Source organism: Paenibacillus peoriae KCTC 3763 (genome assembly GCF_000236805.1).
Classification (GTDB): domain Bacteria; phylum Bacillota; class Bacilli; order Paenibacillales; family Paenibacillaceae; genus Paenibacillus; species Paenibacillus peoriae.
In genome coordinates this window covers 150507-177244 of the sequence record NZ_AGFX01000047.1, presented here as the reverse complement: position 1 = coordinate 177244, position 26738 = coordinate 150507, and the positions used below count along the sequence as shown (strand labels likewise).

The 26738-nt window shown below is 45.4% G+C and carries 16 protein-coding genes and 1 pseudogene; all 17 read left to right on the top strand.

Going from position 1 to position 26738, the window contains the following annotated elements; translation table 11 throughout:
* The first annotated feature begins 168 nt into the window (after window positions 1-168).
* The 17 genes and pseudogenes from spoIID (at window position 169) to KQI_RS0125320 (ending at window position 26642) form a co-directional block, all read left to right on the top strand.
* Window positions 169-1607, top strand: a pseudogene (spoIID, locus tag KQI_RS27340) (stage II sporulation protein D).
* 70 nt (window positions 1608-1677) lie between these two features.
* Complete coding sequence (locus tag KQI_RS0125400; protein WP_010349717.1) at window positions 1678-2418, top strand: stage II sporulation protein SpoIIQ; 741 nt, start codon at window positions 1678-1680, stop codon at window positions 2416-2418.
* Window positions 2419-2622: 204 nt separating this feature from the next.
* Window positions 2623-2910: a sporulation transcriptional regulator SpoIIID gene (spoIIID, locus tag KQI_RS0125395; protein WP_007432737.1), complete on the top strand. Its 288-nt coding sequence runs from the start codon at window positions 2623-2625 to the stop codon at window positions 2908-2910.
* A 170-nt stretch (window positions 2911-3080) separates the two neighbouring features.
* Complete coding sequence (gene mreB / locus KQI_RS0125390; RefSeq protein ID WP_007432736.1) at window positions 3081-4079, top strand: rod shape-determining protein; 999 nt, start codon at window positions 3081-3083, stop codon at window positions 4077-4079.
* Window positions 4080-4200: 121 nt separating this feature from the next.
* Complete coding sequence (locus KQI_RS0125385) at window positions 4201-5085, top strand: flagellar hook-basal body protein (protein ID WP_010349716.1); 885 nt, start codon at window positions 4201-4203, stop codon at window positions 5083-5085.
* A 13-nt stretch (window positions 5086-5098) separates the two neighbouring features.
* Complete coding sequence (locus tag KQI_RS0125380; protein WP_010349715.1) at window positions 5099-5926, top strand: flagellar hook-basal body protein; 828 nt, start codon at window positions 5099-5101, stop codon at window positions 5924-5926.
* A gap of 10 nt (window positions 5927-5936) precedes the next feature.
* Entirely contained in the window at window positions 5937-6149 is a 213-nt protein-coding gene (locus tag KQI_RS0125375; RefSeq protein ID WP_010349714.1) for a DNA-directed RNA polymerase subunit beta, read from the top strand.
* 910 nt (window positions 6150-7059) lie between these two features.
* Window positions 7060-7506, top strand: a complete 447-nt coding sequence (fabZ, locus tag KQI_RS0125365) for a 3-hydroxyacyl-ACP dehydratase FabZ (protein WP_010349713.1) — start codon at window positions 7060-7062, stop codon at window positions 7504-7506.
* A gap of 96 nt (window positions 7507-7602) precedes the next feature.
* The gene (locus KQI_RS0125360; RefSeq protein WP_010349712.1) at window positions 7603-9321 is read left to right on the top strand and encodes a phospho-sugar mutase; all 1719 of its coding nucleotides are present in this window, start codon (window positions 7603-7605) and stop codon (window positions 9319-9321) included.
* Between the two features lie 177 nt (window positions 9322-9498).
* Window positions 9499-11508 (top strand): DUF5693 family protein, encoded by a 2010-nt coding sequence (locus KQI_RS0125355; protein WP_010349711.1) that lies wholly within the window; start codon window positions 9499-9501, stop codon window positions 11506-11508.
* Window positions 11484-12623, top strand: coding sequence for a polysaccharide pyruvyl transferase CsaB (csaB, locus tag KQI_RS0125350; protein WP_010349710.1), 1140 nt, complete (start codon window positions 11484-11486; stop codon window positions 12621-12623). Before KQI_RS0125355 ends, csaB begins: the two co-directional genes overlap by 25 nt.
* An 8-nt stretch (window positions 12624-12631) precedes the next feature.
* Window positions 12632-13393, top strand: a complete 762-nt coding sequence (locus KQI_RS0125345) for a WecB/TagA/CpsF family glycosyltransferase (protein WP_010349709.1) — start codon at window positions 12632-12634, stop codon at window positions 13391-13393.
* Window positions 13394-13531: 138 nt separating this feature from the next.
* Entirely contained in the window at window positions 13532-14662 is a 1131-nt protein-coding gene (locus KQI_RS0125340; RefSeq protein WP_010349708.1) for a glycosyltransferase family 4 protein, read from the top strand.
* A 193-nt stretch (window positions 14663-14855) separates the two neighbouring features.
* Window positions 14856-18875: an S-layer homology domain-containing protein gene (locus tag KQI_RS0125335; RefSeq protein WP_010349706.1), complete on the top strand. Its 4020-nt coding sequence runs from the start codon at window positions 14856-14858 to the stop codon at window positions 18873-18875.
* Window positions 18876-19227: 352 nt separating this feature from the next.
* A complete protein-coding gene (locus tag KQI_RS0125330; protein ID WP_010349704.1) occupies window positions 19228-22368 on the top strand; it encodes an efflux RND transporter permease subunit in 3141 nt (1046 codons plus the stop codon).
* 20 nt (window positions 22369-22388) lie between these two features.
* Window positions 22389-23735: an efflux RND transporter periplasmic adaptor subunit gene (locus KQI_RS0125325; protein WP_010349703.1), complete on the top strand. Its 1347-nt coding sequence runs from the start codon at window positions 22389-22391 to the stop codon at window positions 23733-23735.
* Between the two features lie 543 nt (window positions 23736-24278).
* Window positions 24279-26642 (top strand): copper amine oxidase N-terminal domain-containing protein, encoded by a 2364-nt coding sequence (locus tag KQI_RS0125320; protein ID WP_010349702.1) that lies wholly within the window; start codon window positions 24279-24281, stop codon window positions 26640-26642.
* Window positions 26643-26738: the final 96 nt, after the last annotated feature.

The window sequence follows — 26738 nt, the reverse complement described above, 5'->3', positions numbered from 1 at the left end:
CCGCAAGGGCTTGGTTTTTTTGTGTTTTCAGCTTGTCTTTTTTTTCATTCTTCCAGTTCTCTTAAAACGGTTCTATCAAAGTGGACGACCTCATATGATTGAAAATATCTACTGGACAGATCATTGCTTCCGGCCGGATATTCAGCCCTTTGATGGAGGTTTCAGCCTATGAAAGATTCACAGGTTCGTATTCGTATACCGATTCATCATGCCAGCGAACACCACCGGACTTTACCTGCGGAGGAAAGTCCCGGCCATATAGCTGCTCCGCCACAGACAAGCAAGCTTGCTCAGCAGCGGTCGGGCACACGCGGCACATTGCCCGCTGAAGCCGGGCACGCCCGGCGTGCAACGGCAGTGGCTACCGCTTTGCACCCCGCAGGTGCGTCGCCGCCGACCTCCGGCGCAGCAGCTCGCGGTACACGCGGCACAAGCCTGCCGCCGGTGCCAGGGCCGTACCTGCGGCCTGCCGCCGGGCGTGCACCACGCTGGGGCAGCCACCGCCCCTGGCTGCCGGCTGCCGCCGTAGCGGGCCTGCTGGCGCTTGCACTGGCTGTGCCCGCGCTAATAGCGTGGCCTCGCCATACGGCGCAGCCGTTGCCACCGGGCGGCCGCAAGGCAGCCCCCGAGATGCCCGTCGCGGCAGCGAAGCCTGAGGCCCCCGTCACGCGGCTGCCGGGGGTTCCGCCCATACCAGCGGTGCCCGCTGCTCCAGCGCGCAGTGTTCCGGCAGTGGCGGAGCCGGACGTGCGTGTGTACGTCACGTCTACGGGCCGTACAGAGACGCTGCCGCTGGAGGAGTACATTGTCGGCGTTGTAGCCGCCGAAATGCCGCCCAGCTTCGAAGGCGAGGCACTGAAGGCGCAGGCCATTGCCGCGCGCACCTTCATCGCCCGGCGTTTGCTGGCCGATGATACCAGCGGCTCTCCGGCAGGAGCGGATGTGACGGATACCGTTAAGCATCAGGCTTACATTTCTAAAGCCAAACTTACTAGAGAGTGGGGACATTCCGGTAAAGCTGCTGAGCTGGCTAAAATTCGGCAGGCTGTGCGCGATACCAAGGATACGATCATGGTATATGAGGGCAAACCGATTACCGCTTCTTTTTTTCTACCAGCAACGGCTATACCGAGAATTCAGAGGATGTATGGGCCAAGGCTGTGCCTTACTTACGGAGCGTATCGAGCCCATGGGACAAGCAGCTGGCACCTCGATATACAGAAACCATCACACTGAGCCGTCAGAGCATGTTTGATAGATTGGGATTGAGGCGTGCTGCGATAGCCGCTTCGACTGGAGGAGGAAATATGCCTGAGATCCGGGTGCTTTCCAAGACAGAAGGGCATCGCATCAAAAAGATTGAGGTAGGAGGAACGGTCTTTACAGGACCGGAAATTCGCAACAAACTGGGACTGCGTTCGGCTGAATTTACGTGGAGGACCGAAGGAGACAAGATTGCTATAACGACCTATGGCTACGGCCATGGTGTCGGCATGAGTCAGTGGGGAGCCAACGGAATGGCCAAGGAAGGGCACACTGCCACTCAGATTCTTCTTCACTACTATACTGGCATTTCCTTTGCGCAGGCTTCTCGTATTCTAAGTTAGTAAATTTTTCAAAACTTTGAAGTATAAAAGAGTTGCACCCGGTAACACTGGTTACTGAGGTGATGAGTAAATGAGTGAACAAAATAAAAACCAGAACCAAAATCATGAAGAAACACCCAAAACCTTTCAGGGTGGAAGAGCTTCACAGCCGTCTTCGTGGAAAAAGCTGTTGTCCAAAAGGTGGGCATACCCGGCAGCCTACATTGCCGCAGCAGCCATTATACTAACCTTAGTGTGGGTCTATCAGGATGCCAGCCAGAAGTCTTTCAAACCTGACCCAGCTAGTCCATCGGTGCAAAACACAAGCGCAGTCAATACCGATGTCAACGGACAACAGCCAGAAAGCATGGAAGTCGTTGCCCAGTCGGAAAATATCGCATGGCCGGTGGCAGATGCCGCCGCAGTAAAGGTCGTAAAGCCATTTTTTGACGAAAACGCGACAGCTGATGAACAGGCAGCAGCAATGGTAGAGTATGATAAAACCTTTACTGCTAATACCGGAATTGATCTTTCCCGGGCTGACGATCAGACGTTTGAAGTGAAAGCTGCCCTGAGTGGCAAGGTATCCCGTGTAGAACAGCATCCGCTGATGGGAAATGTCGTAGAAATCACGCATGACAACAATCTCAAAACGGTGTATCAAAGCTTGAACGATCTGAAGGTAAAAGAGGGCGATCAAGTTAAACAAAACGATGTAATTGCTTCAGCAGGTCGTAACGAGCTTGAAAAGGATTTGAAAACACATCTGCATTTTGAAGTGTATCAGGATAACAAGCCGGTGAATCCTACAGGTCTGCTTCCTAAAAAATAAGTTCGGTCATGGCTTTGCATGCAAAGCGGGGAAACCATTTTCCCTGCTTTTTTCTTGTTCATTTTTTTGTTCATGAGGTAAACAGATAAGCTGTTGCTGGCAAATAAATAGGCCTTCCGAAGCATGACTTCCCGCCAAACCGCGAATATATAAGCACGCTCCTCATATAATGTACCAAACTATCCACAGTAGGGAGGCGGGAGCGTGCACGATTACATCAAGGAACGGACCATCAAAATCGGTCGCTGTATCGTGGAAACAAGGAATACGGTCCGTACGATTGCCAAGGAATTTGGTGTCTCCAAGAGCACGGTGCATAAAGATCTGACCGAACGACTGCCTGAAATCAACCCAGATCTTGCCGATCAAGTGAAGCATATTCTCGAATACCATAAATCCATCCGTCATCTGCGGGGAGGGGAAGCGACGAAAATTAAGTACAAAAAAACGAGTGGGAAAAGAAGGGAGATTCTCGTTTCCGGCAAGTCTTAAAAATATATGGTGAATTGGCTGGCAAAGCCATTGAATCAACCCCCTGAAGTATGATATGTTAAAAGATGGTACAAGACGAAAAATGACATGTAACCGTAGGTTTATACATATATTTGCCGCTTCTTGTCGAATCTTAGCTTTTAAAATATCACTTTGGGGGCCTTTTTAATATGTTCAGTAATGATATCGGTATCGACCTCGGTACGGCCAACGTGCTTATCCACGTCAAAGGGAAGGGGGTTGTTCTTGACGAACCTTCCGTTGTCGCGATAGAAAGCGATACAAAAAAAGTATTGGCTGTCGGAGAGGAAGCACGTCGTATGGTTGGGCGGACTCCTGGTAATATCATAGCTATTCGTCCATTGCGTGATGGCGTCATCGCCGATTTTGAAGTGACGGAGGCAATGTTAAAATATTTTATCAATCGCGTAGGGGGAAAAAGCTGGTACAGCCACCCTCGTATTTTGATTTGTGCGCCGACGAACATTACCTCAGTGGAACAAAAAGCGATTCGTGAAGCGGCGGAGCGCAGCGGGGCGAAAGAAGTCTTTTTGGAGGAAGAGCCAAAAGCAGCTGCCATCGGAGCAGGAATGGACATCTTTGAGCCCAGCGGCAACATGGTAGTGGATATTGGTGGCGGAACGACAGACGTTGCAGTCCTCTCGATGGGGGATGTGGTCACAGCTTCTTCCATTAAAATGGCAGGCGACAAGTTTGATTCAGCGATCATGAAATATGTGAAAACAAAATATAAGCTTCTCATTGGGGAACGTACGGCCGAGGATATCAAGATTGCTATCGGAACCGTAAATCCGAGCGGGCGACGTGCGGAGATGGACATCCGTGGACGGGATATGGTATCCGGATTGCCAAAAACATTAAGTATTTCTGCCGATGAGGTGCAGGAAGCGCTTAGAGACCCTGTGTCAGCGATTGTTGCCGCAGCCAAGTTTGTATTGGAGCAGACCCCACCGGAGCTATCAGCCGATATTATTGATCGTGGTGTCATTCTGACTGGCGGCGGTGCGCTGCTTAGCGGACTGGACGAACTGCTTGCAGAAGAATTGCGTGTTCCGGTATTGGTTGCCGAGGATCCGATGCATTGTGTCGTTAAAGGTACAGGAATTATGCTGGACAATTTGGATCATGTGGTTAAGAAAAAGTTCTAATCTGCCGATAGTGACTATAAGAGACTCGTATGCGGTCGGACAGGTTGCCTAGTATGTCGGCTTCCGCGCCTCCGTGCGAGCAGATGATGCATTAGCAGAGAAGGATTGGGGTGCACGATACATGTTGAGAGGTTTATATACTGCGGCAGCCGGAATGACAACACAGCAACGACGCCATGACACCGTGACGCAAAATATTGCCAATATGAATACGCCGGGATACAAGCAGGAGAACAGTGTTCAACGCTCTTTTCCCGAAATGCTTATTTCGATGACGGGCGGTAACCCGGATAATCCGGATCGTACGGTCGGCAAGCTGAATACTGGTGTTTTTGCCGAGGAAAGCCTCTCCCCTTACATTCAGGGGGCATTGAAGGACAGCGGACAAGCTACGGATTTCGCGATACAGTCCAACATTAGTGTGAACGACCCGGCAACGGGCCAGCCTATGGCTTTTGATCAGGCAGGGAAATTTGTTAATGCTAACGGTGAAGTCACCTATCGTCCAGAAGCGTTTTTTACGGTCCGTGACAATAACGGAAATGTACGCTATACACGTGACGGACATTTCCGGGTAAATGGAGCGGGAGCATTGCTTTCGTCGACTGGCTCAGCAATCTTGGATACAAATGGTAATCCAATTCAATTGACGGGTGCTGTCTCAGCACTTAAAGTAAATGAGCGGGGCGAATTGGTGGATAGCCAGTCCAACCAGACATTGGGAACAACGCTCGGAATTAGTGTTATTGATCGGCCGTACCAGCTCGTTCGTGAGGGCAATGGGAATTTCCGCCTGAATGATACGGATGGTGCTACAGCCAGAATGATGACTGCTAACGATGCTGTGTCCGTTCGCCAGGGTTATCTGGAAGTATCTAATGTGGATGCTGCTCAGTCGATGGTGGATATGATGGCTGCGTTAAGAGCTTATGAAGCGAATCAGAAGGTTATTCAATTTTATGATAAAAGCTTGGACAAGGCCGTTAACGAAGTAGGCCGTGTATAACAGGGGGTAAGTGATGAACAACTCCATGATTGGCGCAATGGTGTCTATGGCCAGTGTGCAACAGCGTCTGGATTTGATTGCCGATAATATCGCCAATATTAATACGACTGGTTATAAGAGTAAACAGGGTTCCTTTGAAGATGTGCTGGCTAATGTAAAGCAGCAGCCTTCAACGTATCTCCAAAATGGGCGGGCAATGCCGCTCGGCTATAATTTGGGCTACGGAGTTAAAATAGCCTCGATTATGAAAAATATGGAACAAGGTCCGCTCAAGGAGACAGGACTTCCTACTGATCTGGCGATTCAGGGCAATGCCATGTTTGAGGTTCAGGGCAATGGACAAAAAGCTTGGACGCGTGACGGCAGCTTCCATTTTGTTCCTGATCCGAATGATAGTGCAACGATGATGTTGACCACGGCTGAAGGCTATTCGGTGTTGGACAACAATGATGTTCCAGTGACTGCGCCAGCGGGCTCTAAGGTAGCCATTAATTCGGACGGTGAGTTGTTGATTCGTACCAATGGGACAGGAGAACCAACAGTTGGTCAGCGAATCAAGCTGATGGATGTTCAGCGTCCAGAAGGACTGGAGCAGCGGGATGATAACCTGTTCGTATTGGCGAATGGAGTAACAGAAGCAAATGTGTTCGGTGCAGCAGGTGTAGCGGGTGCTGTTCCAACGGACGTATCCGTGCGTTCCGGTTACCTGGAACAGTCCAACGTGGATTTACCAGGTGAAATGACGGATATGATGCAAGTTCAGCGGATGTATCAAATGGCGGCGCGGGCGCTGACTTCTAGCGATACGATGATGAACCTGGCTAATAATCTGAGGGGATAGGGATTTGGTGATGAAAGAAGAACAATCCGATCCCCGCTCAGTTCCTGAAAAGACTAAATCCCGCTGGCGTACTGCTCGTTATTCCGTGGTTCCGCTGCTTCTCTTTATTTCGCTGTTAGGTGGTTTAATTGCAGGATACGTGATTGTAGGTAAGCAAGGACTGGCAGGCGTATTTGAATGGAAAACCTGGCAGCACGTCATTGATCTTATATTTGCGCCTTGATTTATTTTTAAAAAAGTGGCTGTGGTGGGAAAAGACTGCTCCGCGAATGATTTGATCTTACGATCGCTGTTGCAACGGGATTTTTTATTTTATAAGTTATTCAGTTGTAAAAATCCCGTTGCAAAGGCGAACGCTCACGCTTCTCCAGATTCAAATCCTTCGCTGCGCTGCTACCCGCCATTAGGGCCACTTTTATAAAGAGAAATCAACCCGCAATTTGTGTGGGTAGTATAGAAAAACAAAACCCTGTGCCAGTGGCGCAGGGTTTTGTTTTGCCTTCAATGCCTTCAATGCAGAAGCCTCCAAGCGTAGCACGCATGGATTGCGGCCAATGAAGGCCATCGCAGAGGCCTTCGGTTTTGTTCCGCCCTTCCGACAAGCGAGTATTATTGAAGCGGGGCCTTCTTTTTGAGCCAAAAGTAACTCGGCGGAGGGGATGGAATCGTTCTGAAGAAGCGTCAGCGTTTGCCTTTAACCTCGGATTTTACCCTTGAATTCTTATATAATGAAGAAAATCCGAGGTTAACAGCGATCGGAAGAATGATCCATCCCCGCAGCCCGTCCACCTTGACTCAAATTGAAACTCCGCTTTACCCATCATAGGAGCAACCAATATGGTACTTCCGCGTAATTTTCTTTTTGCATCCGATGACTGTATAATGATGGGGAAGTTTATAACACTGCGGGGTAAGATCAAACACGGGCAAAAGGGCCTCTTCGCGCCTCTGGTTGCATAACCGGCGGAAAAAGCCCCTTATCTCAACCTTCACTTCTGCAGTAGGTGAAGGATATCTATCATTGTTGCCGCAATGAACTGTTTTTATGCAGCACCGATGGGTAATATTATGCTTGCAGCAATTCATGACTGATTCAGGACCGAACCTGCAAGCGAGAGGAGTTATTAAGGTAAATGGACAAATTGCAATTGGATGTTAATCAAATTCAGGAGATTATTCCGCATCGACCACCATTTTTGTTGGTGGACCGCATTATTGAGCTGGAGGAAGGAAAAAGAGCAGTGGGCATTAAAAATGTAACGATGACTGAGCCTCATTTCATCGGACATTTTCCGGGATATCCGGTCATGCCAGGTGTGCTGATCACCGAAGCCCTGGCTCAGGTTGGAGCTGTCGCATTGCTGCATCTTGAGCAAAATCGCGGTAAAATCGGCTTCTTGGCGGGGCTGGATGGTTTCCGTTTCCGCGGACAGGTGGTTCCTGGGGATACACTGATGCTTGAAGTGGAAATAACCCGTTCTAAAGGAGCATTTGGCAAAGGGAAAGCTACGGCTAAAGTAGGCGATACGGTAGTAGCTGAGGGCGAGATTATGTTTGCTTTGTCCGATCCTTCCCAATAAGCAAGCTCTGCTGACATAAGCACGACGTTTGAACCGAGTGCATGTGTACATAGAAATCCTGTTTTGACAACCAAAAATGGAGAGGGGAAATACCGTATGACGCAGTTGAGTAAAAAAGCACTAGAAGGCATTGAGAGCTGGCTGCAAGACCCTTATATTGATGAAGAAACCAAACAGGAGTTGCGCGCATTGGAGGGCAACGAGCAGGAGCAGGAGGATCGCTTTTACAAAGAGCTGGAATTTGGTACAGGCGGTTTGCGTGGAGTAATCGGGGCAGGTAGTAATCGAATGAACCGCTACGTCATTGGACGTGCGACTCAAGGGCTCGCTCGCTACATTTTGGAGCAGCATGCTGGAAAAGAGGGCAAGCCTTCGGTTGTCATTGCACATGATTCGCGCCATTTCTCGCCAGAGTTTGCCCTGGATGCAGCTTTGGTACTGGCCGGCAACGGTATCGTAGCTAAGTTGTTCTCGTCTCTGCGCCCGACGCCGCAGCTTTCATTTAGCGTACGTCATTTGGGGGCCAGTGGGGGGATTGTCGTAACTGCGAGCCATAACCCGCCTGAATATAACGGATACAAGGTATACAATGATGAGGGCGGTCAGCTTGTTCCTGATCAGGCTGAACAGGTGATTGGTTATATCCGTGAGGTTCCTTCTTTTGCTGATATTCACCGCCTGACCCGTGAAGAAGCAGAGGCGCAGGGACTGCTGGTTTGGCTTGGAGAAGAGGAAGATGAAGCGTTTGTAGATACGGTAGCCAGTGTGAGTGTGAACCGTGAACTGATTGCAGCTGGACCAGGCAAAAACTTCAAGGTAGTGTTTACGCCTCTCCATGGCACTGGAAACCTGCCGGTTCGCCGTGTGCTAGAGAAAATCGGCTTTGAGCAGGTGCATATTGTACCCGAACAAGAGCTGCCGGATGCTGAGTTTTCCACCGTCAAATCACCGAACCCGGAAGAACGTGATGCATTCAAGTTAGCGATTGCACTGGGCGAAAAGATTGGTGCGGATTTGTTGATCGGAACAGACCCAGATGCTGACCGTATGGGAGCGGTTGTTAAGAACCGTGACGGCGAATATGTGGTATTGTCCGGGAATCAGTCCGGCGCGATTATGGTGTACTACTTGTTGAATCAGCTGAAGGAAACAGGCAAGCTCCCGAATAACGGGGCGGTCGTCAAAACCATCGTAACCAGCGAAATGGGCGCAGTCATTGCCGAACATTTTGGTGCAACTGTCTTTAATACGCTAACTGGCTTCAAATATATTGGTGAGAAGATGAACCAGTTTGACCAAACGGGAGATTATACCTACCTGTTCGGTTATGAAGAGAGCTATGGCTATTTGGCAGGCAATTACGCTCGCGATAAGGACGCCGTTCTGGCAGCCATGCTGATTGCTGAAGCTGCTGCTTATTACAGCACCCAAGGTAAGACGCTGTATGATGTTTTACAAGAGCTGTATGAGCAGTTTGGATACTTCCTTGAGAAGCTGGAGTCTCGTACACTGAAGGGCAAGGACGGAGTGGCACAGATTCAGGGCAAAATGACAGATTGGCGCAGCAACGCTCCTCAAGAGATTGCAGGCGTGAAGGTAGACAAGGTGCTGGACTACTCGCAAGGGTTGGACGGACTGCCTAAAGAAAATGTACTCAAATTCTTACTGGAGGACGGTTCATGGTTCTGTCTGCGTCCTTCTGGTACTGAGCCAAAAATCAAGGTATACTTCGCGGTACGCGGTTCTTCGCTGGCAGATGCGGAGCAAAGAATCAGCCGTTTGGTGGATGCTGTTATGGCGCGCGTAGACGCTTGAGACAAATCCATTTATAATAGAATAGGTTAAGACAATTGGATACGTAATAAGTAATCGGTGACCTCTCACGGCAAAGGGCAGTACGCCGTGGGGGTCATTTCTATGTTGCAGAATAATCTAGAATAGGCTTTGGGAAAATAGGCTTATTGCGACAACGGATATTAAGGAGGTTCTTTGGTGTATCAGAAATGGCAGTATTGGAATACGGCTTCTCGAAAATGGTTGTGGGTTCTGGTCGCGCTCGGCTTGTTGGCCTCCATTCCAGTCATCGCCGATCGTGTGAAGACAGAATCTTCGAGTAAAAAAGTGGAGATTGTATTCGATTATCGGGATTTGACAGAGGCAGCTTCGTATCAGGCTCACCCGCAGGATTATTTGAACGAGCAGCTTGACCGCTTAAAGCAGGCGGGTGTGAACAGTATGGCAATGTATGAAAGTACGTTGGACGATTTCCGCAAAGCGGGCCGGGTCGTAACCTATACGACTCAGAACGTTGCAGATCTGGAAAAACGTCTTTCACCTGCAAATGAGAATTTTACGTACGTTGTTTTTGCTGACAAAGAAAATGCTGAGGCACTTAAGCCGTTAATTGAACGTACGTTTACAAGCCTGGGTATAAACGTAAAGCCTTGGAGCTATCAGGGACAGGAAGGGGTCGTTGTGGAAACATCCCCTGAGGATGCGTACCTTAAGCCGATGCAGCCTGACCCGATTGCTATGAAGCAGCTTCGGAGCAAAGGATTTTTTATTGTTCCGCGGATGAGTGACAGTCTTCCTTATAACGAGGAGTTGACAGAAGAAATGCTGGCCTCCTTTCAGCAGAATGGGGTAAAACGCATTTTGTTTGAAGGAGATTCGGTCAAAGGCTTTACAGATAATGAAAAAGAGCATAGTTTAGCGGCATTTGCTAAACTGCTTAATAAATATGATATTGGCCTGGCTACTATTGAGAACTTGAAAAAACCACAAGCCGGCTTCAACAGGCTTGCTTACGATATACACTATAACGTTGTCCGACTGTATTCTCTGAGCGACAAGGATTCAACGCTTGATGTCGAGACCTTGGCCGATCGTTTTGCATTGGCAACCAAGGACCGCAATATTCGCATGCTGTATCTTAATACTGCCCCTACGCGTAGTGTAGCTGAGGCTAAAGTAAAGGATTCGGTAGATAATCTGATTCACAGCTTGGACAAGCCAGGGAATGCAGTACAACGGATGGAGAAAAAGGGATTTGAGCTCGGACAGGCTGAGCCATTCCAGGTGGTTGATTCTTCAATTCAACGCTATCTGAAAATGGTCGTCGTACTAGGCGCACTTGCATTCTTCTCCATTATGGTATCCTATTTTGTCCCGGCATTAACCCTGCTGGCGTTTGCACTCGGTTTGGTTGGCTCCGCAGGTCTTTATGTTCTGAACTCCAGCTTGATGGAGCAAGGCCTGGCGCTGCTCGCAGCAATTAGCGGTCCTACGGTTGCAATGGTTATTGCCATACGTACGATTAGAATTAAACGTGAACAGGAGCTCTCTCCAGGTAAGCGTTTGGTTCAAACGCTTATTCTGTACGTTCAAACAGCAATCCTGTCGCTGGCTGCGGTGCCTTTTGTTATTGCGCTGCTGAACAGTATTGCCTACAGCCTTGTGCTGAACCAATTTAGAGGTGTAAGCTTGCTTCACGTTCTGCCAATCTTTTTGGCTGCGGTATATATTTTCTTTTATCGTGGTGTTTCTATACGTGAGGAAATTTCCAAGTTGCTCCGCACGCCGATTACCGTACTGTGGATAGTTGTATTGGCTGTTATCGGAGCCGCAGGAATGTACTACTTGAGTCGCACAGGGAATGCGGGAACCGTGTCGAACACGGAGCTGGTTTTCCGGAATTTCCTTGAGAATGCATTTGGTGTACGTCCGCGTAATAAGGAATTTTTGATGGCACACCCCCTGTTTTTTGCAGGCGCGTTCTTGGCCTTGAAATACCGCAAAGCGATCTATGTACTGATCATAGCTGCTATAGGTCAAGCCTCTATGGTGGATACTTTTGCTCACATCCACTCTCCAGCGGCACTTTCGCTTAGTCGTGGACTATTAGGATTGGGATTGGGTCTGCTTCTGGGAATTATTGCAATTGTCGCGTGGCAAGTGCTGGAAGGATGTTGGAAGAAATGGTCACCACAGCTCAAACGATAATCATCTCGGGTTATTACGGCTTTCGCAATAGTGGAGACGAGGCGGTACTCAAGTCCATTTTGACTGCATTAGAGGAGGAAAGCCGTCAAGCCGGGATTACGGTTAAGCCTGTTGTTCTATCTTCTGACCCTGCATGGACAGAGAAAATGTATGGGGTTGAAGCTGTCCCACGTATGAGTCTGGGGGAAGTCCGAAAAGCGATTAAAAACAGCGACGGGCTAATCAGTGGTGGTGGAAGCTTGCTTCAGGACGCGACAAGTCCCAAAAGCATTCCTTATTACCTTGCAATTCTCAAGCTGGCCCAATGGGTAGGAAAGCCGACGTTTGTATATGCTCAGGGCATTGGTCCGGTGCAACGAAAGATATTTTATCCCATGATCCGGTCTGTGTTCCAACGCTGTGAATATGTATCTGTAAGAGATAAACAATCCGCCGCATTATTGGGTAGCATGAAGCTAAAGAGTCCGACTGTCGAGGTCGTTCCCGATCCGGTAATGGGACTCCCATTGCCCTCCAATTTCGGTCAGGCGCACACAGCTGCTGCTGAGCTTAATCAGGATGAACTTCCGATTGTCGGTGTGTCTGTACGCTATTGGGACAAGGAGCATCGCGATTTGACGGCTATCGCAGACGGTCTGAAAAAATTAGCTGCTGGACGCCGCGTACATTTGCGTTTCTTTCCCTTTCATTTGCCTGACGACGAGCAGGCTTCAAGGATGGTAATGAATTTGTTAGGGGATATTAGGGAAAAAGGTAGCCGTGTCAGTATATCTGATCAGGTTACCGATCCTCAGCAGATGCTTTTGGAAGTCAGTCGTTGCAGTTTGATGATCGGGATGAGGCTGCACAGCTTGATCTATGCAGCATCCCATCAAGTGCCCCCTTTGGGGATATCCTACGATCCCAAAATTGATCATTTTCTCAGCCGCGTCGGTAGCCAGCCTGTAGGCACTGCAGAAGCACTGGATGGACAAAAGCTGGCTAAAGAGGCTATGCGTCTGCTAGACGAGCGAAATCAATGGATCGAGAGCCAGGGAGCGGCAATTGCTTTGTTGAAGAGCGAGGCACGTTTGCCGGCACAGCATATCATTAATTACTTGTGTCGCAAAGGATGATGGATACAGTGACAGTTGATAAGGTTACGAATGTGCCTACCGTCCCGATTTTCGGTGTTCGGGTATCAAGGCTTAATATGAAAGATACTTTAAATGTATTAATCCAGGCGGTGGAGTCTCGCAGACCCCATCAAGTGATCACTGCCAATCCAATTATGGTAATGGCTGCATTGGAAGATCCCGTGTACATGTCAGTGATGAAGCAGGCCGAGTTAATTGTTCCAGATGGGACTGGTGTGGTCTGGGCCGCAAATTATGTAGGACACCCTGTGCCTGAGCGAGTAGCGGGTTTTGACTTATTACATGAATTGCTTAGAGCCGGAGAAAACTATCATTGGAAAGTTTATTTGCTCGGATCAACGTCCGAGGTGATTCAAGCGACTGCACAACGGTTACATGAGCTTTATCCTGGAATTACGGTTTGTGGCCAGCGCGATGGATTTTTTGGATCCGAAGAGGATGAGGAAGTCATCGCAGCCATTCATAAAGCGAATCCGGATCTGTTATTTGTAGCACGTGGCGCGGACACACAGGAGCCGTGGATTGGCAAATACAAGGAGCAACTGGGCGTACCGGTAATGATGGGGGTTGGCGGTAGTTTTGATGTTATATCTGGCAGAACAAAACGTGCACCTAAATTGTTCCAGAAACTCAGAATTGAGTGGCTATATAGGCTGCTTAAAGAGCCCAGTCGATACAAAAGAATGCTTGCGCTGCCGAAATTCGCCGTGAAAGTTATGCGTGAAAAAGAAAACGTCACAAAAGTGTGATAAATAGCTTGAATCTGCCTTCAAAACCCGCTAATTTGCCAGAATATGAAGCTTGGTATTTATTTTTGATCAGAGTATAATTCAATGCGGTTACATCTGAAAAGGGATTTGCTTTAAAATTGGGGGTCGAATGATCAAATGCTATTGATCTATATTATTGGTTTCATCATGGCACTGGGACTTGCGCTGTTATTGACACCGCTCGTCAAGAAATTCGCTGTTAAGGTTGGAGCCGTCGATGTACCGAATGCCCGAAAAGTACATACCCGGATTATGCCGCGACTTGGCGGACTGGGGATTTTCCTGGCGTTTCTGTTGTCCTTATTGGCGATTTTGCCTTTTGTACCCGACGGAATGCTGTCCTCACGGGATATTAACTTTATCGCGGCCTTTCTGATTGGCGGTACGATGATTACACTGATTGGTGCTCTCGATGATCGTTTTGATCTCAATGCAAAGTTGAAATTTTTGGCTCAAATTGCCGTTGCTTGTATGGTTGTGTTTGCCTTTGATATTCGTGTTGATTTTGTAAATGTACCTTTTCAGGATGCATACTCGTCTTTGGAAAGCTGGATTTCCGTTCCGCTTACGATTTTCTGGATTGTAGGTGTGACGAATGCCATCAATTTGATTGACGGTCTGGATGGACTGGCTGCGGGAGTTTCAGGGATTGCGATTGGAACCATCTTTGTGATGTCCCTTCTGATGGGCAACTACATGGTGGCTATGCTTTGTCTGGTGCTGCTGGGCAGCATTATCGGATTTTTATTTTTCAACTTTCATCCTGCGAAGATATTCATGGGTGATACAGGGTCGCTATTTTTAGGTTTCAGTCTGGCTATGCTATCCATGCTTGGTTTCAAGCAGATTGCTATCGTATCGTTTATTACACCATTAATTATTATCGGTGTACCTTTATCAGATACATTTTTCGCTATCATTCGTCGCAAGTTGCAGAAAAAGCCGATTTTTTCACCAGATAAAGGTCATCTGCATCATTGCTTACGCGAACTAGGTTTCAGTCATAGACAGACGGTTTTGATTATTTACGGTATTGCTGCATTTTTCGGTGTATTAGCCGTGATTCAATCGTCTGCAGCGCTTAACGAAGCAAACTGGGTTACCTTTGTCGTGATATGTATTATGATGTTTTTTCTACAGATTGGTGCAGAGGTTATTGGTCTGGTGGGCAAAACCAAGCGTCCAGTTCTCAATACACTGATTCGCCTGTTGGCTAAGCCGGATTCGCAGACGCGATCGAAATTATAAATTTTTTATTTAAAATGTAAGTCTTCAAGCTTGGCGGTATGCCGCGGGTTTGGAGGCTTTTTTGTTGTTTGCTATAAAAAATTCCCCTCCTTTTTTGAGAATTTACTAATTTTTTGTATGTTTACTACCGATAAAAAAAGTATTGAATGATTACGTACCCCAAGGTGCGACAGAATCAAAGGAGGACAATGATTTGAAACGATTGCTATCCATGTTGTTGACGGTTGGTCTCATCATTGGCTTGGTGCCGGCGACCCTGGTAGGTACGGCTCATGCTGCGACAGGAACTTATTTTATTTTTCCAAATGAAAAATATGATGTGGATTCGGCCAGATCGGTGAACACCGATCGTATTACAGTTAACGGAACGATTAACGGAGTGAACGGGAGTACGATATCGTATAGTGTATTCCAGCTCTCTAAAAATGGAACGACTCTTAACGTGGTGAACAAAAATGAGAGTCAAAAAGGCGGAATTACGGTCAATGGCTCTACGCTCAAAGTTACAGACATTAAACTGTTTCCTGGTTTGAACCGAATTACATTCCAAAGCAGCCAAAACTCGGCTGACATGAAAGATTCTATTTACGTAGAGTACCAGGATGGACCCAAGGTTTATGATCTGTCTGCTACGCTGAATGGTAAAACCGAGCAGTTGGTAGAGAACCAAACAGCTGTATTGACAGACGCTAAAAATAGCGGGTCGGATGACGTTAAGGTGGTCATTCAAGGTACAGCGCCTAACGCCGACAGTGTAACGCTCACATCTGCAAAAAGCAGTAATACGTATACCATTAGTTCTTTTACTGGCTATAGATTAACAGGTAGTGTTGTACTCAGTCCTGGTAAAAATATAGTGACTATTAAAGTGGGCAACGGAACTCAGGCCCTTACGGTTACGCGTGAAATTACAATCTATACAGGCAAACCTGAATTCTCCGATTTGAATTTGAGCAAGGATGGGAATGTGTCTGCTGACCTGACCACTTCACCTGACTTTACGGTTTCATCTACGAGTGGAATTGTTTTGAATGGTAAGGTTTTGGTTCCAGGCGGTGCAACCGATCCAGGAGTAGCTACGATTAATGCACGCTTTACAGATGTAAGTAACAATGGCAGTGCTGTAGGTAGTGCTACTGGGATTGATGCCACGATTGATACGGCTAATGTGGTTACAACAAATGGCTATAAGGTGTATCCATTCCAGGTGACTGTACCATCAGAGGCAGTAATTGATCACTTGACCAGAGCATCCCTGGGTATCACCTATACTGATAGCAGTACACCTCCAGCTCCATCGGCTGTTCAATTTACATTGCGCAGCAGCACTCAGCCGTACATTGATGATGTAAACTATCTTCCTGATTTTAATAATCAGTTGTTGAACAGAATTAATGGAAGCGGGTCTGATCAGGCAACTGCAATAGATGAAGCCATGAAATTAACTGGAAGCTCTATGAAGAACAAGACCACAGATGCTCCATCTGTTCCTGTAGGTATGGAGTTCATCGTTGTTAACGGTGCACCTTCTTCAATCAGTGAACTTTCTGGAGTACAGGTTCATACTGTAGGGACACCTCAAGATGTGATTCGAACAATCAATGGCAAGGCAACACAAGTGAAGAAAATCGTTGCTTATGTAGACACTTTGCCTAAAGAAGGACAAAATGTACTGAATTTTTACCTGAATGGTGACTCGACCAAGTTAATTAAAGCAACGGTGAATCTGTTGCAGGGTCCGTTCATGAAATACGATACGATTTATGATGGGCAACAAATTCCGTTGAATACATCCAGCTCAAACTTGAACACCTATAAACTGACGCAATTAGGTTACTTTAAAGGTAAATTGCTTGATGTAAGCAACACAGCAGATATTCATTACACGGGTGCTAACCGAAACGTATTCTTGTATGTCAACAATGTGCTGGTTGATCTGGATGGCTCAGGAGTGGACTTTAAGCTTGCCGCTTCCTCAGAAACAGCCGCTGCCAATGCATTGGCGAACGGGAATAATGAAATCAAGTTTGTGTACAAACCAGGTATTGAGTATAGCAATACGGTAAAAGTAAACTTTACACAGACGAATATTCCGGTAATTCCGGTGCCAAACACACAAGGGATTATCCCTTTTACACCAGTTACCGGCTTGAGCAGTACGCCAAAATATAGCGAGATTGCACCGAAAGCAAAAGATGCTAATTTTACTAAGGTAGATGACACGAACTACAAAACAGCTCTGAAAAATATCAATGTATTTGGTACTTTCAGTATTGCCGATTTGGGTAAAGCCGATCAGGTAAATGGTTCATTAAGTGATATTGCCAATAAAGATCAATATATTCTGGAGATTAAGGGCTCGGACGGCACTGAGATGAACTGGACGCTGAATAATGAGTTTTTCTCAGCAGAAGATGCCAAAACAACGTACAACTCCGGCGCTACTACAGATAAATTTACTAGCAAAGATTTAAAGGATCTGCTTGTGTACTATCATCCGGACAAGAAGTATTTCAGCTTTGTACTGAAAAACCAAACCGTTCCGCAAGATGGAACACCAGTAGCCTATAATATTACCTTGTACAACAGTGGCAAGAGTGGACCATTTGCTACTTTCCGACTGCAAGTATCTGGTCAATCCACGGCTTTTGATATTTTGCGTCCGCTCCCTGAAAAGAGAATCGTGAATCAAAACTTTGTACAAGTTATTGTGAATGCACCGAATGCAGATAGTGTTACAGTGGGTAAGGAAACAGCAGTTCAAGAGGGATTTGACTCTGATTATGACGGCACTATTGACTACCCTTCAGCTTATAAAGCCATCTTTACAGGTCTAAAAGCCAACAAAGATACTAAGATTGACGTGGTGGTTACAGTAGGCAAGGAAAAACTGAAACAATCCATTACTGTGAAATATGTGCCTACGAATATTCCTGGCGAGCAGTACATGGAAGCCATGAAAACATCACACAAAGTGTTTGATGGCAATCTGGCACTTTCCTTTGCAAAAGGAACCAGTCTGATCCGTCGGGATTACGATCAACCTCAACAGTTTAAAAATCAGGTGTTCTCTGGCCATACTTTGTACTTTGCAATAGCAAATAGTGAAGATGGTGTAGTAGACCGTCATGAATTTGAAACTGAAAAAGCATTATCGGATATGCAGAGCTTGATTGCAGATGGAAGCAGATACTTTAACAGAGAATTCCCAACTCGCTTTAACATGTCGAGTCCGGTATTCTGGATTGACCCAGGTGTAGCAGATGATATTAAAACAGATAAGTACGATCCGGTAACTTTTGGTGCCGATCCTTATCAACTGGCTAATAAATCGCAAAATGACGACAGTAAGATCAAAAATTTCTACTGGCGTGATCCGGCTAACGAATTGGTGCCTTCCAAGCGTGGTACATTAACGCTGACGTATGATGATAGTATCGCTCAGGATGCAGGGAAACAAATGACGGTGTTCTATTTTGATTCTGATCTTAAAGATTGGCAGAACATCGGTGGTGTGGTAGATCCGAAGAAACATACCATTAAAGTACCGTTCGATCGTTTCGGCTATTATGTAGTCGCTAAGGTTGGAGAAACGTATAGTGATGTCATTAAGCACAAGTACGCCAGAGATTACATTGAGGCTATTCTGGCTAAAGGTGTCATGAATCCGATGGATCCAATTAATAGTTTTGGACCTGACAGCTACATTAAGAGAGGCGAATTCACGGCCATGATTGTTAAAGGCCTGCAACTTCCTCTTAATTTCAGTGGGGCGAAGCATTTTGACGATGTGTCCATTCCAAATACGATATCAGCAGATGCTCTTTACGATTATCGTTATATTGAAACGGCTGCACGTGCCGGCATTGTAAAAGGCTCGCAACCGAGAATCTTTATGCCGGAAGATGTAATTACGCGCCAAGATGCAGCGGTCATTATCGCCAAGGCATTGAATTTGAAGTTGGAAACAGACCATGACAAGATCATGAAGAATCTGTCCAAAACCTTTAAAGATGCAGACAAGATTGATTATTATGCACAAGCATCTGTACTGGCTATTGCCAAGAAGGGCTTCATCACGGGTTCGCCTGTTGATGCAAGTGATCTGAAACAAGGGTATATGTTTAACCCTACATCACTGACCTTGCGTGGCGATGCGGCTATTATTATTGGTAAAGTTATGGCTGATAAAAAGCTGCTTCCTAAAATCTAATCCTTAACAAGCTTGATTTATTGAAACATCCCTCCATGCGAAAATGGAATTCCCTTTCATATACATGGGAGGGATGTTTTTTATAAATCAGCTATTTGACTGGGATTAAGGGCCTATGCCATAATAGCAATGAGCAAATAACTAATGGTAAAGTTTACAGTACGATTGTTCTTGCATTACCATGAATGCATTTAAATTAACTACTTTTTTTTTGAGTATTTATCTCAAAATGTGTTTATTATTTGCTTATATATTTTTTTGCACATTTAACTGAAACTTTACGTCTATTTCTTCGTAGTAGAGGATTAGTGTGCTTAAATATTACATAGAGAAATGAGTGGGGAGTGATGAGATGTCTCAGTTTTCAATACGCCGTCCTGTAACAGTATTTATGTTAATTCTTGTTTTGTTAATCGGGGGCGGTATTTTTGCGTTAAGACTTCCTGTCGAGCAGATGCCGGATATGAAGCTGCCTATTGCTGTGGTAGCGACCAGTATTCCGAACTCGACACCGACAGAAGTTGAGGAATTGGTGACCAAACCTATTGAAAAGGGTCTGGCTTCTATTGAGAATGTGGATACGATCCAGTCTCAGTCTTCAGAAGGATCATCTATGGTCATAGTTCAATTTAATTGGGGAGTAGATATAAATCAGGCAACCCTCGATATGCGAGATAAAATTGATGGGGTTCGAGGATCTCTTCCAAAGGCGGCAAATTCACCGCGCGTACTTAAATTGGATATTAACGCAACGCCAGTAATTACCCTCGCTTTTACAGGGGATCAGGATGTTAACAAGCTGAAGCCTATTGCTGAAGATATTATTGAGCCGCGGCTTGAAAGAATTGCGGGAGTAGCTTCAGTCAGCATGTCAGGTGGGCAACAACGGCTTGTGAAGATTACTGTAGATCAGGCCAAGCTTCAAAGCTATGGCATTACGTTGGATCAAATCAACCAAGCACTATCGTCTAATAACGTAGCTGGTTCTGCTGGTTCGGTGTACCGAGGTAATACAGAAATCCAACTTCGGGTTCAAGGTGAATATAAAGCTGTTTCAGAAATGGCTGAAACGCCAATTCCAGTAGGGAAGGGAAGCGTTAAGCTAAAGGACATTGCGACAGTTGAAGATTCCTTGGATGAAGTTACAACCATTTCTACCTATAATGGAAAGCCAAGTATCAATATTTCTGTTACTAAAGCTACAGGGGGAAATACCCTTTCAATCGCCAATTCTGTGAAGGATAGTTTAGATTCAATACGGAAGGAACTGCCTCCGGGAACTCAACTGGAGATGGTAACAGATGCTTCCAAACCCATTAGCGACTCCGTAAACTCATTAGTAGAACATGCTATATTGGGACTTGTTATCGCAGCCATTGTATTGCTGTTATTTTTGAATAGTGTACGTTCCACCATTATTGCTGCTATCGTTATTCCAATTTCTTTCGTAGCAACGTTTATGATGATGTATTTTAGCGGACAAACCATCAACGTCATTTCATTGAGTGGTTTGCTACTGGGATTGGGATCTTTTGTCGACTTTGCCGTTGTTATTATTGAGAATATTTTTAGGCAGCGACATGAAGGGAAGAGCATGCTACAAGGGGCTATTGATGGCTCCAAGCAGGTGGGTAATGCCGTTATGGCGTCTGCACTTGCGCAGATCGTAGTATTTTTACCAGTTGTTTTTGTTGACGGAATTGCGGGAGTTCTATTTAAACCGCTGGCATTAACTGTTATTTTCTCTCATATTGCTGCTTTGGTGGTTTCTCTTCTGATTGTTCCAATGCTCAGCTCACGTTGGTTACCTACCGTACCGGATGAATCAATATACTCTTCAGGTACTTATAAAGGTATTAACCCGATTGTGTGGTTTAATGTTGGCTTCGAGAAGTTTAAGAGTGGCTATCGTCGTATACTGAAGTGGGGGATTAACCATAGAAAATCTGTTTTAATCATTACATTATTAATGTTTGTTGCAGCTGGGACTCTGATTCCTATGGTTAAGGCTGAATTTATCCCGGAATCCGATACTGGGGAATTCACAGTTAACGTAAAACTTCCTAATGGAACGGTCTTGGAAGAAACTGAAAAGGTTGTTCAAGATATAGAAAAAGAAATTTTGAAAGTTCCTGATCTGGATAAAATGACAGTGACAGTTGGTTCTGGTGGCAATTCTGCCTTTTCAGGTGCAACTCCAACCAACTCGGCAGATCTAAGTGTTACGCTGAAGGATGGGCATCAGCCAACAGATGTTGTAGTTGAGGGCCTTCGTAAGAAATTTGATAGTATTCCGGATGCAGAGATTACACTGGTGTCTACAACAGGCCTTTCAAGTGGAGCGGCTGTTAACATTAATCTAAAAGGTGATGATATTGACGTCCTGAGAGAACTCTCGGACAATCTCGTTGCGGACGTGAAAAACATACCTGGTACCGTTAATGTCAAAAGTAGCCTGAGTGCGGTTCGCGAAGAATATGAGATTACGGTTAATCGGGAGCTTGCTAGTCGATATGGCTTATCAGCGACCCAAATCTTATCTGCAGTGAATACTTCTTTTAATGGAGCAGTCGCCACAAGCTATCGTACAGGTGAAGATCAGATTGATGTGAAGATATCGTTGCCAGAGCAGAATCGCCATGATTTGTCATACCTTCAAGCCTTACGGATTACCACTTCACAAGGTATTGATGTACCTTTGTCTTCAGTAGTAAGTATTGATAAACGATCTGTACCCGATACTGTTACTCGTGAAGACCAAACGCGTCAAGTGCAGATTACTGCTGATATTGATGGAACAGGGGACATTCTTACCATTAATCAAAAAATAGATGCTCTTTTGAAGAGTACTCACTTCCCAGAAGGCTACAGTGCAGATACAGGTGGCGGACAAAATGAACAAATGATGGAGTCTTTTGTGAACTTGGCGATAGCCATTCTGCTATCTGTCGTGCTGATTTATATGGTTATGGCAGGACAGTTCGAATCGTTGCTTACACCGTTTGTTATTATGTTTTCGGTTCCACCTACATTAATAGGTGTGCTTATTGGTTTGGTTGTCACAGGATCTAGTCTTAGCGTATCGGCACTAACCGGTTATATTATGCTCGTCGGCTTGGTCGTGAATAACGCCATTGTTATGATTGACTTCATCATCCAGCTCCGTAAAGAAGGTCAAGATCGGGATGAAGCCATTATTCATGGAGCATCTGAGCGGTTACGTCCAATCTTGATGACTACACTTGCTACGGTACTTGCTTTGCTTCCAATGGCATTCGCTACAGGAGATGGTAATGAAACACAAGCACCTATGGCAGTTGTCGTTGTGTTCGGGTTGTCCTTCGCTGCTTTGATTACTTTAATTCTTATTCCGGTTGTCTATGTTATTTTGGATAATATGATTGAAAAGCGTAAAAATCGCAAATTGAAAAGACAAGCAAAGAGACAACTCAAAAAAGAAGCAAAGCTGCAACAAAAGAGTGTTCACATTTAATAATGAGGTGAAGAGATATAATGAATAAAAAAAGTGCTCTGATTGCCACGACATTGCTTTTATCAGTTGCATTGGCAGGCTGCGGTGGGGGAGAGGCCCCCGCTGCTTCACCTGCTGCCCAAAAAGCAATTCCGATCCAGGTAGCGAAAGTAGCTAAGGGCAGTCTGGCGGATTCAACAGGGATTGTAGGCAGCTTTGCCCCCAAAGATACGGCTCAGGTTTCCCCGAAAATTAGCGGAAAAATACAGAACATTAATTTGACGATAGGGCAAAAGGTAAACAAAGGCGATGTTTTGTTTACGATTGATCAGAAAGACATCCGGGATTCCATCAAGCAGTCTCAAGAATCCTATCAGGTTGCACTGGCTAATTTGAAGCAGGCTGAGTCTGGAGCATCACAATCGGTGCAGCAGGGTGAATCGAGTGTAGACCAAGCTAAAAGTGCACTTGTTCAGCAAGACAATGCTATTACACAGGCTCAGAATGCTCTGGTAGATGCTCAGAATTCTGTGCGTGATACCCAAAGTACGCTAACTCGAAATCAGCAGTTGTTTAGTGCAGGTGCTGTTTCACAATCTGACTTAGAGCAGTCTCAAATAGCGCACAGAAAAGCTCAAACAGCGCTGGAAAACGCTCAGCTTGCACTTCATAATGCGCAAACATCCAAGGAAAGTGCTCAAACAACATACAGTAATGCTCAAAAATCTTTGCGTCTGGCACAGCAGAAAACAGGTATTGATGTGGCGCGTGCTTCGGTAAATCAGTCCAAGGCTGCTTTGGATACGGCACGTAGTCAGCTTGTCGATGCTGTCGTCAGAGCCCCTATGTCAGGCACTATTTCTGCAGTGACAGGTACAACAGGACAAATGGTCAGCTCTCAATCAGCTGTAGCTACAATTGCAAACACCAATCCGATCCTTGCCAAGGTAAATGTATCTGAGGGGGATTTGCTTAAGCTAAACGTAGGCTCCACTGTAACTGTAGGGATAGACTCGTTGGGCAAGCGAATTGAGGCTAAAGTAACAGCGGTCAATCCGGTTATGGATAATGATCTTAAGGCATATCCTGTCGAAATATCAGTCCCTAATCCTTCTGGCGAATTCAAATCCGGTATGGTTGTGAATGTTTACATGAAAACAGAAGCTGCACACAATATTCTCGTAACGCAGGATGCAATTACGGAGCAGGCCGGCAAAAAGTATGCGTATGTAGTTGAGGGATCCACGGCCAAGCGGGTAGAGGTGCAAACAGGCGAGGAAAGCGCCAAACAGATTGAAGTAACCAAAGGGCTTACTGAAGGACAGACTATTGCTGTTAAAGGTATAAGTCTGCTTACAGATGGTGCGAAGGTTAATATAGTGAAGTAATTGTTTTTGTAATATTCAAAATAATCACTGTTACTCCGTCATTACCTACTACTTAAAGTGTTTTAGAGTATTTGGTTTCAAGGAAATCTATAGTTTTTATGTTCTTTATATATTCTATGGATATTTCTCGACGAATATACTCTAATAAAGCTGCTTTTAAAGCATGGGGATAACCCTTGTACATTTCAGGCTGATAAGGTAAAAGTTGTAGGATGACGGAGGAACAGGTTTAATAGTATTATTATGACTGTGGAAAGCGGAATACATAATCAAAAAAAATAAATTTTTTTTTTTGAAACTGACGCAACTTTTTAGACCTATGCTACGTCTAATTGGGTGAGTATGAAACAAAGGGGTACAAAAGCGCGTAAAGACAAAATTCGCTAAAAAAAATCTTTACGGCATTGTTATCACATTGTATAATACTGGAGTACGTCATAAATGGACGCTTTCTTTAAACTAGATTCCAAGCTTCTGTGATATTGTCACAGATATCATTTTATAAGGGTTCTCATAAAGCTCGGAAAGGAGGTGTAACGACTGATGAGTGACAAGATCCGACAAAAAGACAAAAATAATATTTCTGTTTATATTCAAGGAGGAGAAAAAAAGGTTATGACAAAGTTTAATAAAAAGATGATCAACGTGCTGGCAACAGCAACATTGGTTGCTGGTGTAGCAGCTCCAATCGCAGCTTTGACTGCACCAACTGCAATCCACGCTTCTTCTAGCTACCAATCTCTGAGCACTCCAAGTATCAACTCAGACCAACAAAATAATGCTGTTTTGGGTAGAGCGAAAGTAAGTATTAGCCAAGCTTCTATTGCTAGCGGTGCTTCTTTTACTATTACTTTGCCTAAAGGCTTTGATTTTGGTAAATCTGATAACCTTCAGGTTGGCCGTGCTACTTCTGCTACTGACGCTACTTATGGCTTGGGTGTATATCTTGATGCACAAGATAACGCTTTGGAAAAAAACGCTGCATCTACTGGCTATAATGAAGCTACTGCACTTAAAGTTGAGAAATTGACTCCTAACTCTGCAAAAGTAACACTGAACTTTGATAACTCCAAAGATACTGCTGATGTATATCTGAATTTTGCTAACATCAATGTAAGTGGACCAAGCAATGGTCCTGTAAAAGCTGCAATTGATGCTTCTTCCCTAAGTGGTTTGACTAGCGGTGAAGTTACAATTGCAAACGTAGTATCTTCCGGTCAAGTATCTTTGTCCGCTGCGGATACTGTTTCTAACACAGACAACTTCACTGCGACGTTGAAAGTGAAAGAACAAACAGCAGGTGCTTTGGCTAACAATAATAACATCAAATTGAAATTGCCTAGCGGTTTCAAATGGAATGCTCCAGGAAGTGCTAGCATCCTCTTTGGTGATATCACATCTGGTGATGTAGTTTCTAAAGTCGATGGTGACACTCTGACTTTGTCTTTGAAAACAAAAAGTAATAAAGAAACAACATTCAACCTGCCTTTGAGCTTCTACGTTGACGATGAAACTAACGCTAAAGAAGGTGATGTTACTGCAAATATCTCTGGTAACACAACTACTGACGTTAGCTCTCTCGTAGTTGGTAGCTATGGTCAAATCGGTGGTGGCGTTTCCGTTGCTACTCCAACAACTATCCTTGCAGGTCATGACGAGCAAAAAATTGGTGATATCGTAATTAAAGAAAGTGTTGCTGGTTCTTTTGTTAACAATCGCACTGTAACATTGCGTTTACCTGAAGGTGCTCGTTGGCAGTCTACTTTCGAAAGTAACACTCCAGGAAGCAACTTTGCTGGATCTTTCGAAAACACTAACGGCTTGGGTGGAGCGGATGTGTCTTACACAGATTCCGACAAACGTACTTTGAGATTGACTTTCAAAAACGTTAACAGTTCTAAAGATCCAGGTACATTGAAACTGAAAAACGTTGAAGTTGCTACGCAACCAGGTTTCTCCGGCGATCTGAACGTTGAAGTTGCTGGTAGCCAAGGTCTGAGCGGTAATGTTAAGGTTGCAACTGTGAAGCAAGCTGTTACTTTGGCTGCTGCATCCAAACCAACCCTGACAATCGGTCTGGGCGACCAACAAGTTGGCGATATCACAATCACTGAAGCTGCTAAAGAAGCTTTCGTTAAGAAAGACGGTAGCCGCGAAGTAGTCTTGGAATTGCCAACAGGTGTACGTTTTGCTTCTACTCCAGAAGTAAAAGTTACAGCTGGTGACGTTAAAGTGAAGAGCGTATCTACTGATACTTACGGCGAAAGCAACAAAGGCCGTCTGAGCTTCTACATCGACAGCGAAAGTGCTACTCCAAGTACAATCACAATCACAGCTCCTAAGCTGACTGTTGACCGTACTGTAGCTCAAGGCGACATCGTTGCTAAGCTGAAAGGTAGCGCAGTTTCTTACACTGCATACAAAGGCGCAACTGAGAACACTCAAAACTGGAAAGACAACAACACTGCAGCTGCTGAAGTAGCAATCGCAACTGTTGGAACTCCAGCTCCAGGTGCTACTAGCACTAAAGCTGTCTTCACACTGGGAAGCACTTCTTACACTGTAGATGGTCAAACTAAAACAGCAGAAGTAGCTCCTTACGCTGAAAACGGACGCACTTACTTGCCAGTACGTTATGCTGCTGAAGCTCTGGGTGTATCCGCACAAAACATCCTGTTTGACAAAGCAACTTCCACAGTTACCCTGATCAAAGGTAGCACTGTTGCTCAAATCAAACTGAACACAAACCTGTTGACTGTTAACGGTTCTGTGATTCGTATGGACGTTAAAGCTGTAACTAACAAAAACCGTACTGTACTGCCAATCTCTTGGGTAGGTAGAGCGCTGGATGCATCCATTAGCTATGATGCAACTGCAAAAACAGTTACTGTTGAAAACAACAAGTAATTTAAGAGTAGCTCTTTTGAGTTAACTGAATTAGATGAGAAGAGGGTTCCTTTTGGAGCCCTTTTCTTTTATTAGCCTTATTGACAAAGGAGAGAA

Bases quoted from the DNA above. Each gene is read 5' to 3' on its own strand.
- KQI_RS0125325 (WP_010349703.1), top strand. From the start codon at position 22,389: ATGAATAAAAAAAGTGCTCTGATTGCCACGACATTGCTTTTATCAGTT.
- csaB (WP_010349710.1), top strand. From the start codon at position 11,484: ATGGTCACCACAGCTCAAACGATAATCATCTCGGGTTATTACGGCTTT.
- fabZ (WP_010349713.1), top strand. From the start codon at position 7,060: ATGGACAAATTGCAATTGGATGTTAATCAAATTCAGGAGATTATTCCG.
- KQI_RS0125385 (WP_010349716.1), top strand. From the start codon at position 4,201: ATGTTGAGAGGTTTATATACTGCGGCAGCCGGAATGACAACACAGCAA.
- KQI_RS0125375 (WP_010349714.1), top strand. From the start codon at position 5,937: ATGAAAGAAGAACAATCCGATCCCCGCTCAGTTCCTGAAAAGACTAAA.
- KQI_RS0125340 (WP_010349708.1), top strand. From the start codon at position 13,532: ATGCTATTGATCTATATTATTGGTTTCATCATGGCACTGGGACTTGCG.
- KQI_RS0125400 (WP_010349717.1), top strand. From the start codon at position 1,678: ATGAGTGAACAAAATAAAAACCAGAACCAAAATCATGAAGAAACACCC.
- KQI_RS0125320 (WP_010349702.1), top strand. From the start codon at position 24,279: ATGAGTGACAAGATCCGACAAAAAGACAAAAATAATATTTCTGTTTAT.
- KQI_RS0125380 (WP_010349715.1), top strand. From the start codon at position 5,099: ATGAACAACTCCATGATTGGCGCAATGGTGTCTATGGCCAGTGTGCAA.
- KQI_RS0125360 (WP_010349712.1), top strand. From the start codon at position 7,603: ATGACGCAGTTGAGTAAAAAAGCACTAGAAGGCATTGAGAGCTGGCTG.
- mreB (WP_007432736.1), top strand. From the start codon at position 3,081: ATGTTCAGTAATGATATCGGTATCGACCTCGGTACGGCCAACGTGCTT.
- KQI_RS0125330 (WP_010349704.1), top strand. From the start codon at position 19,228: ATGTCTCAGTTTTCAATACGCCGTCCTGTAACAGTATTTATGTTAATT.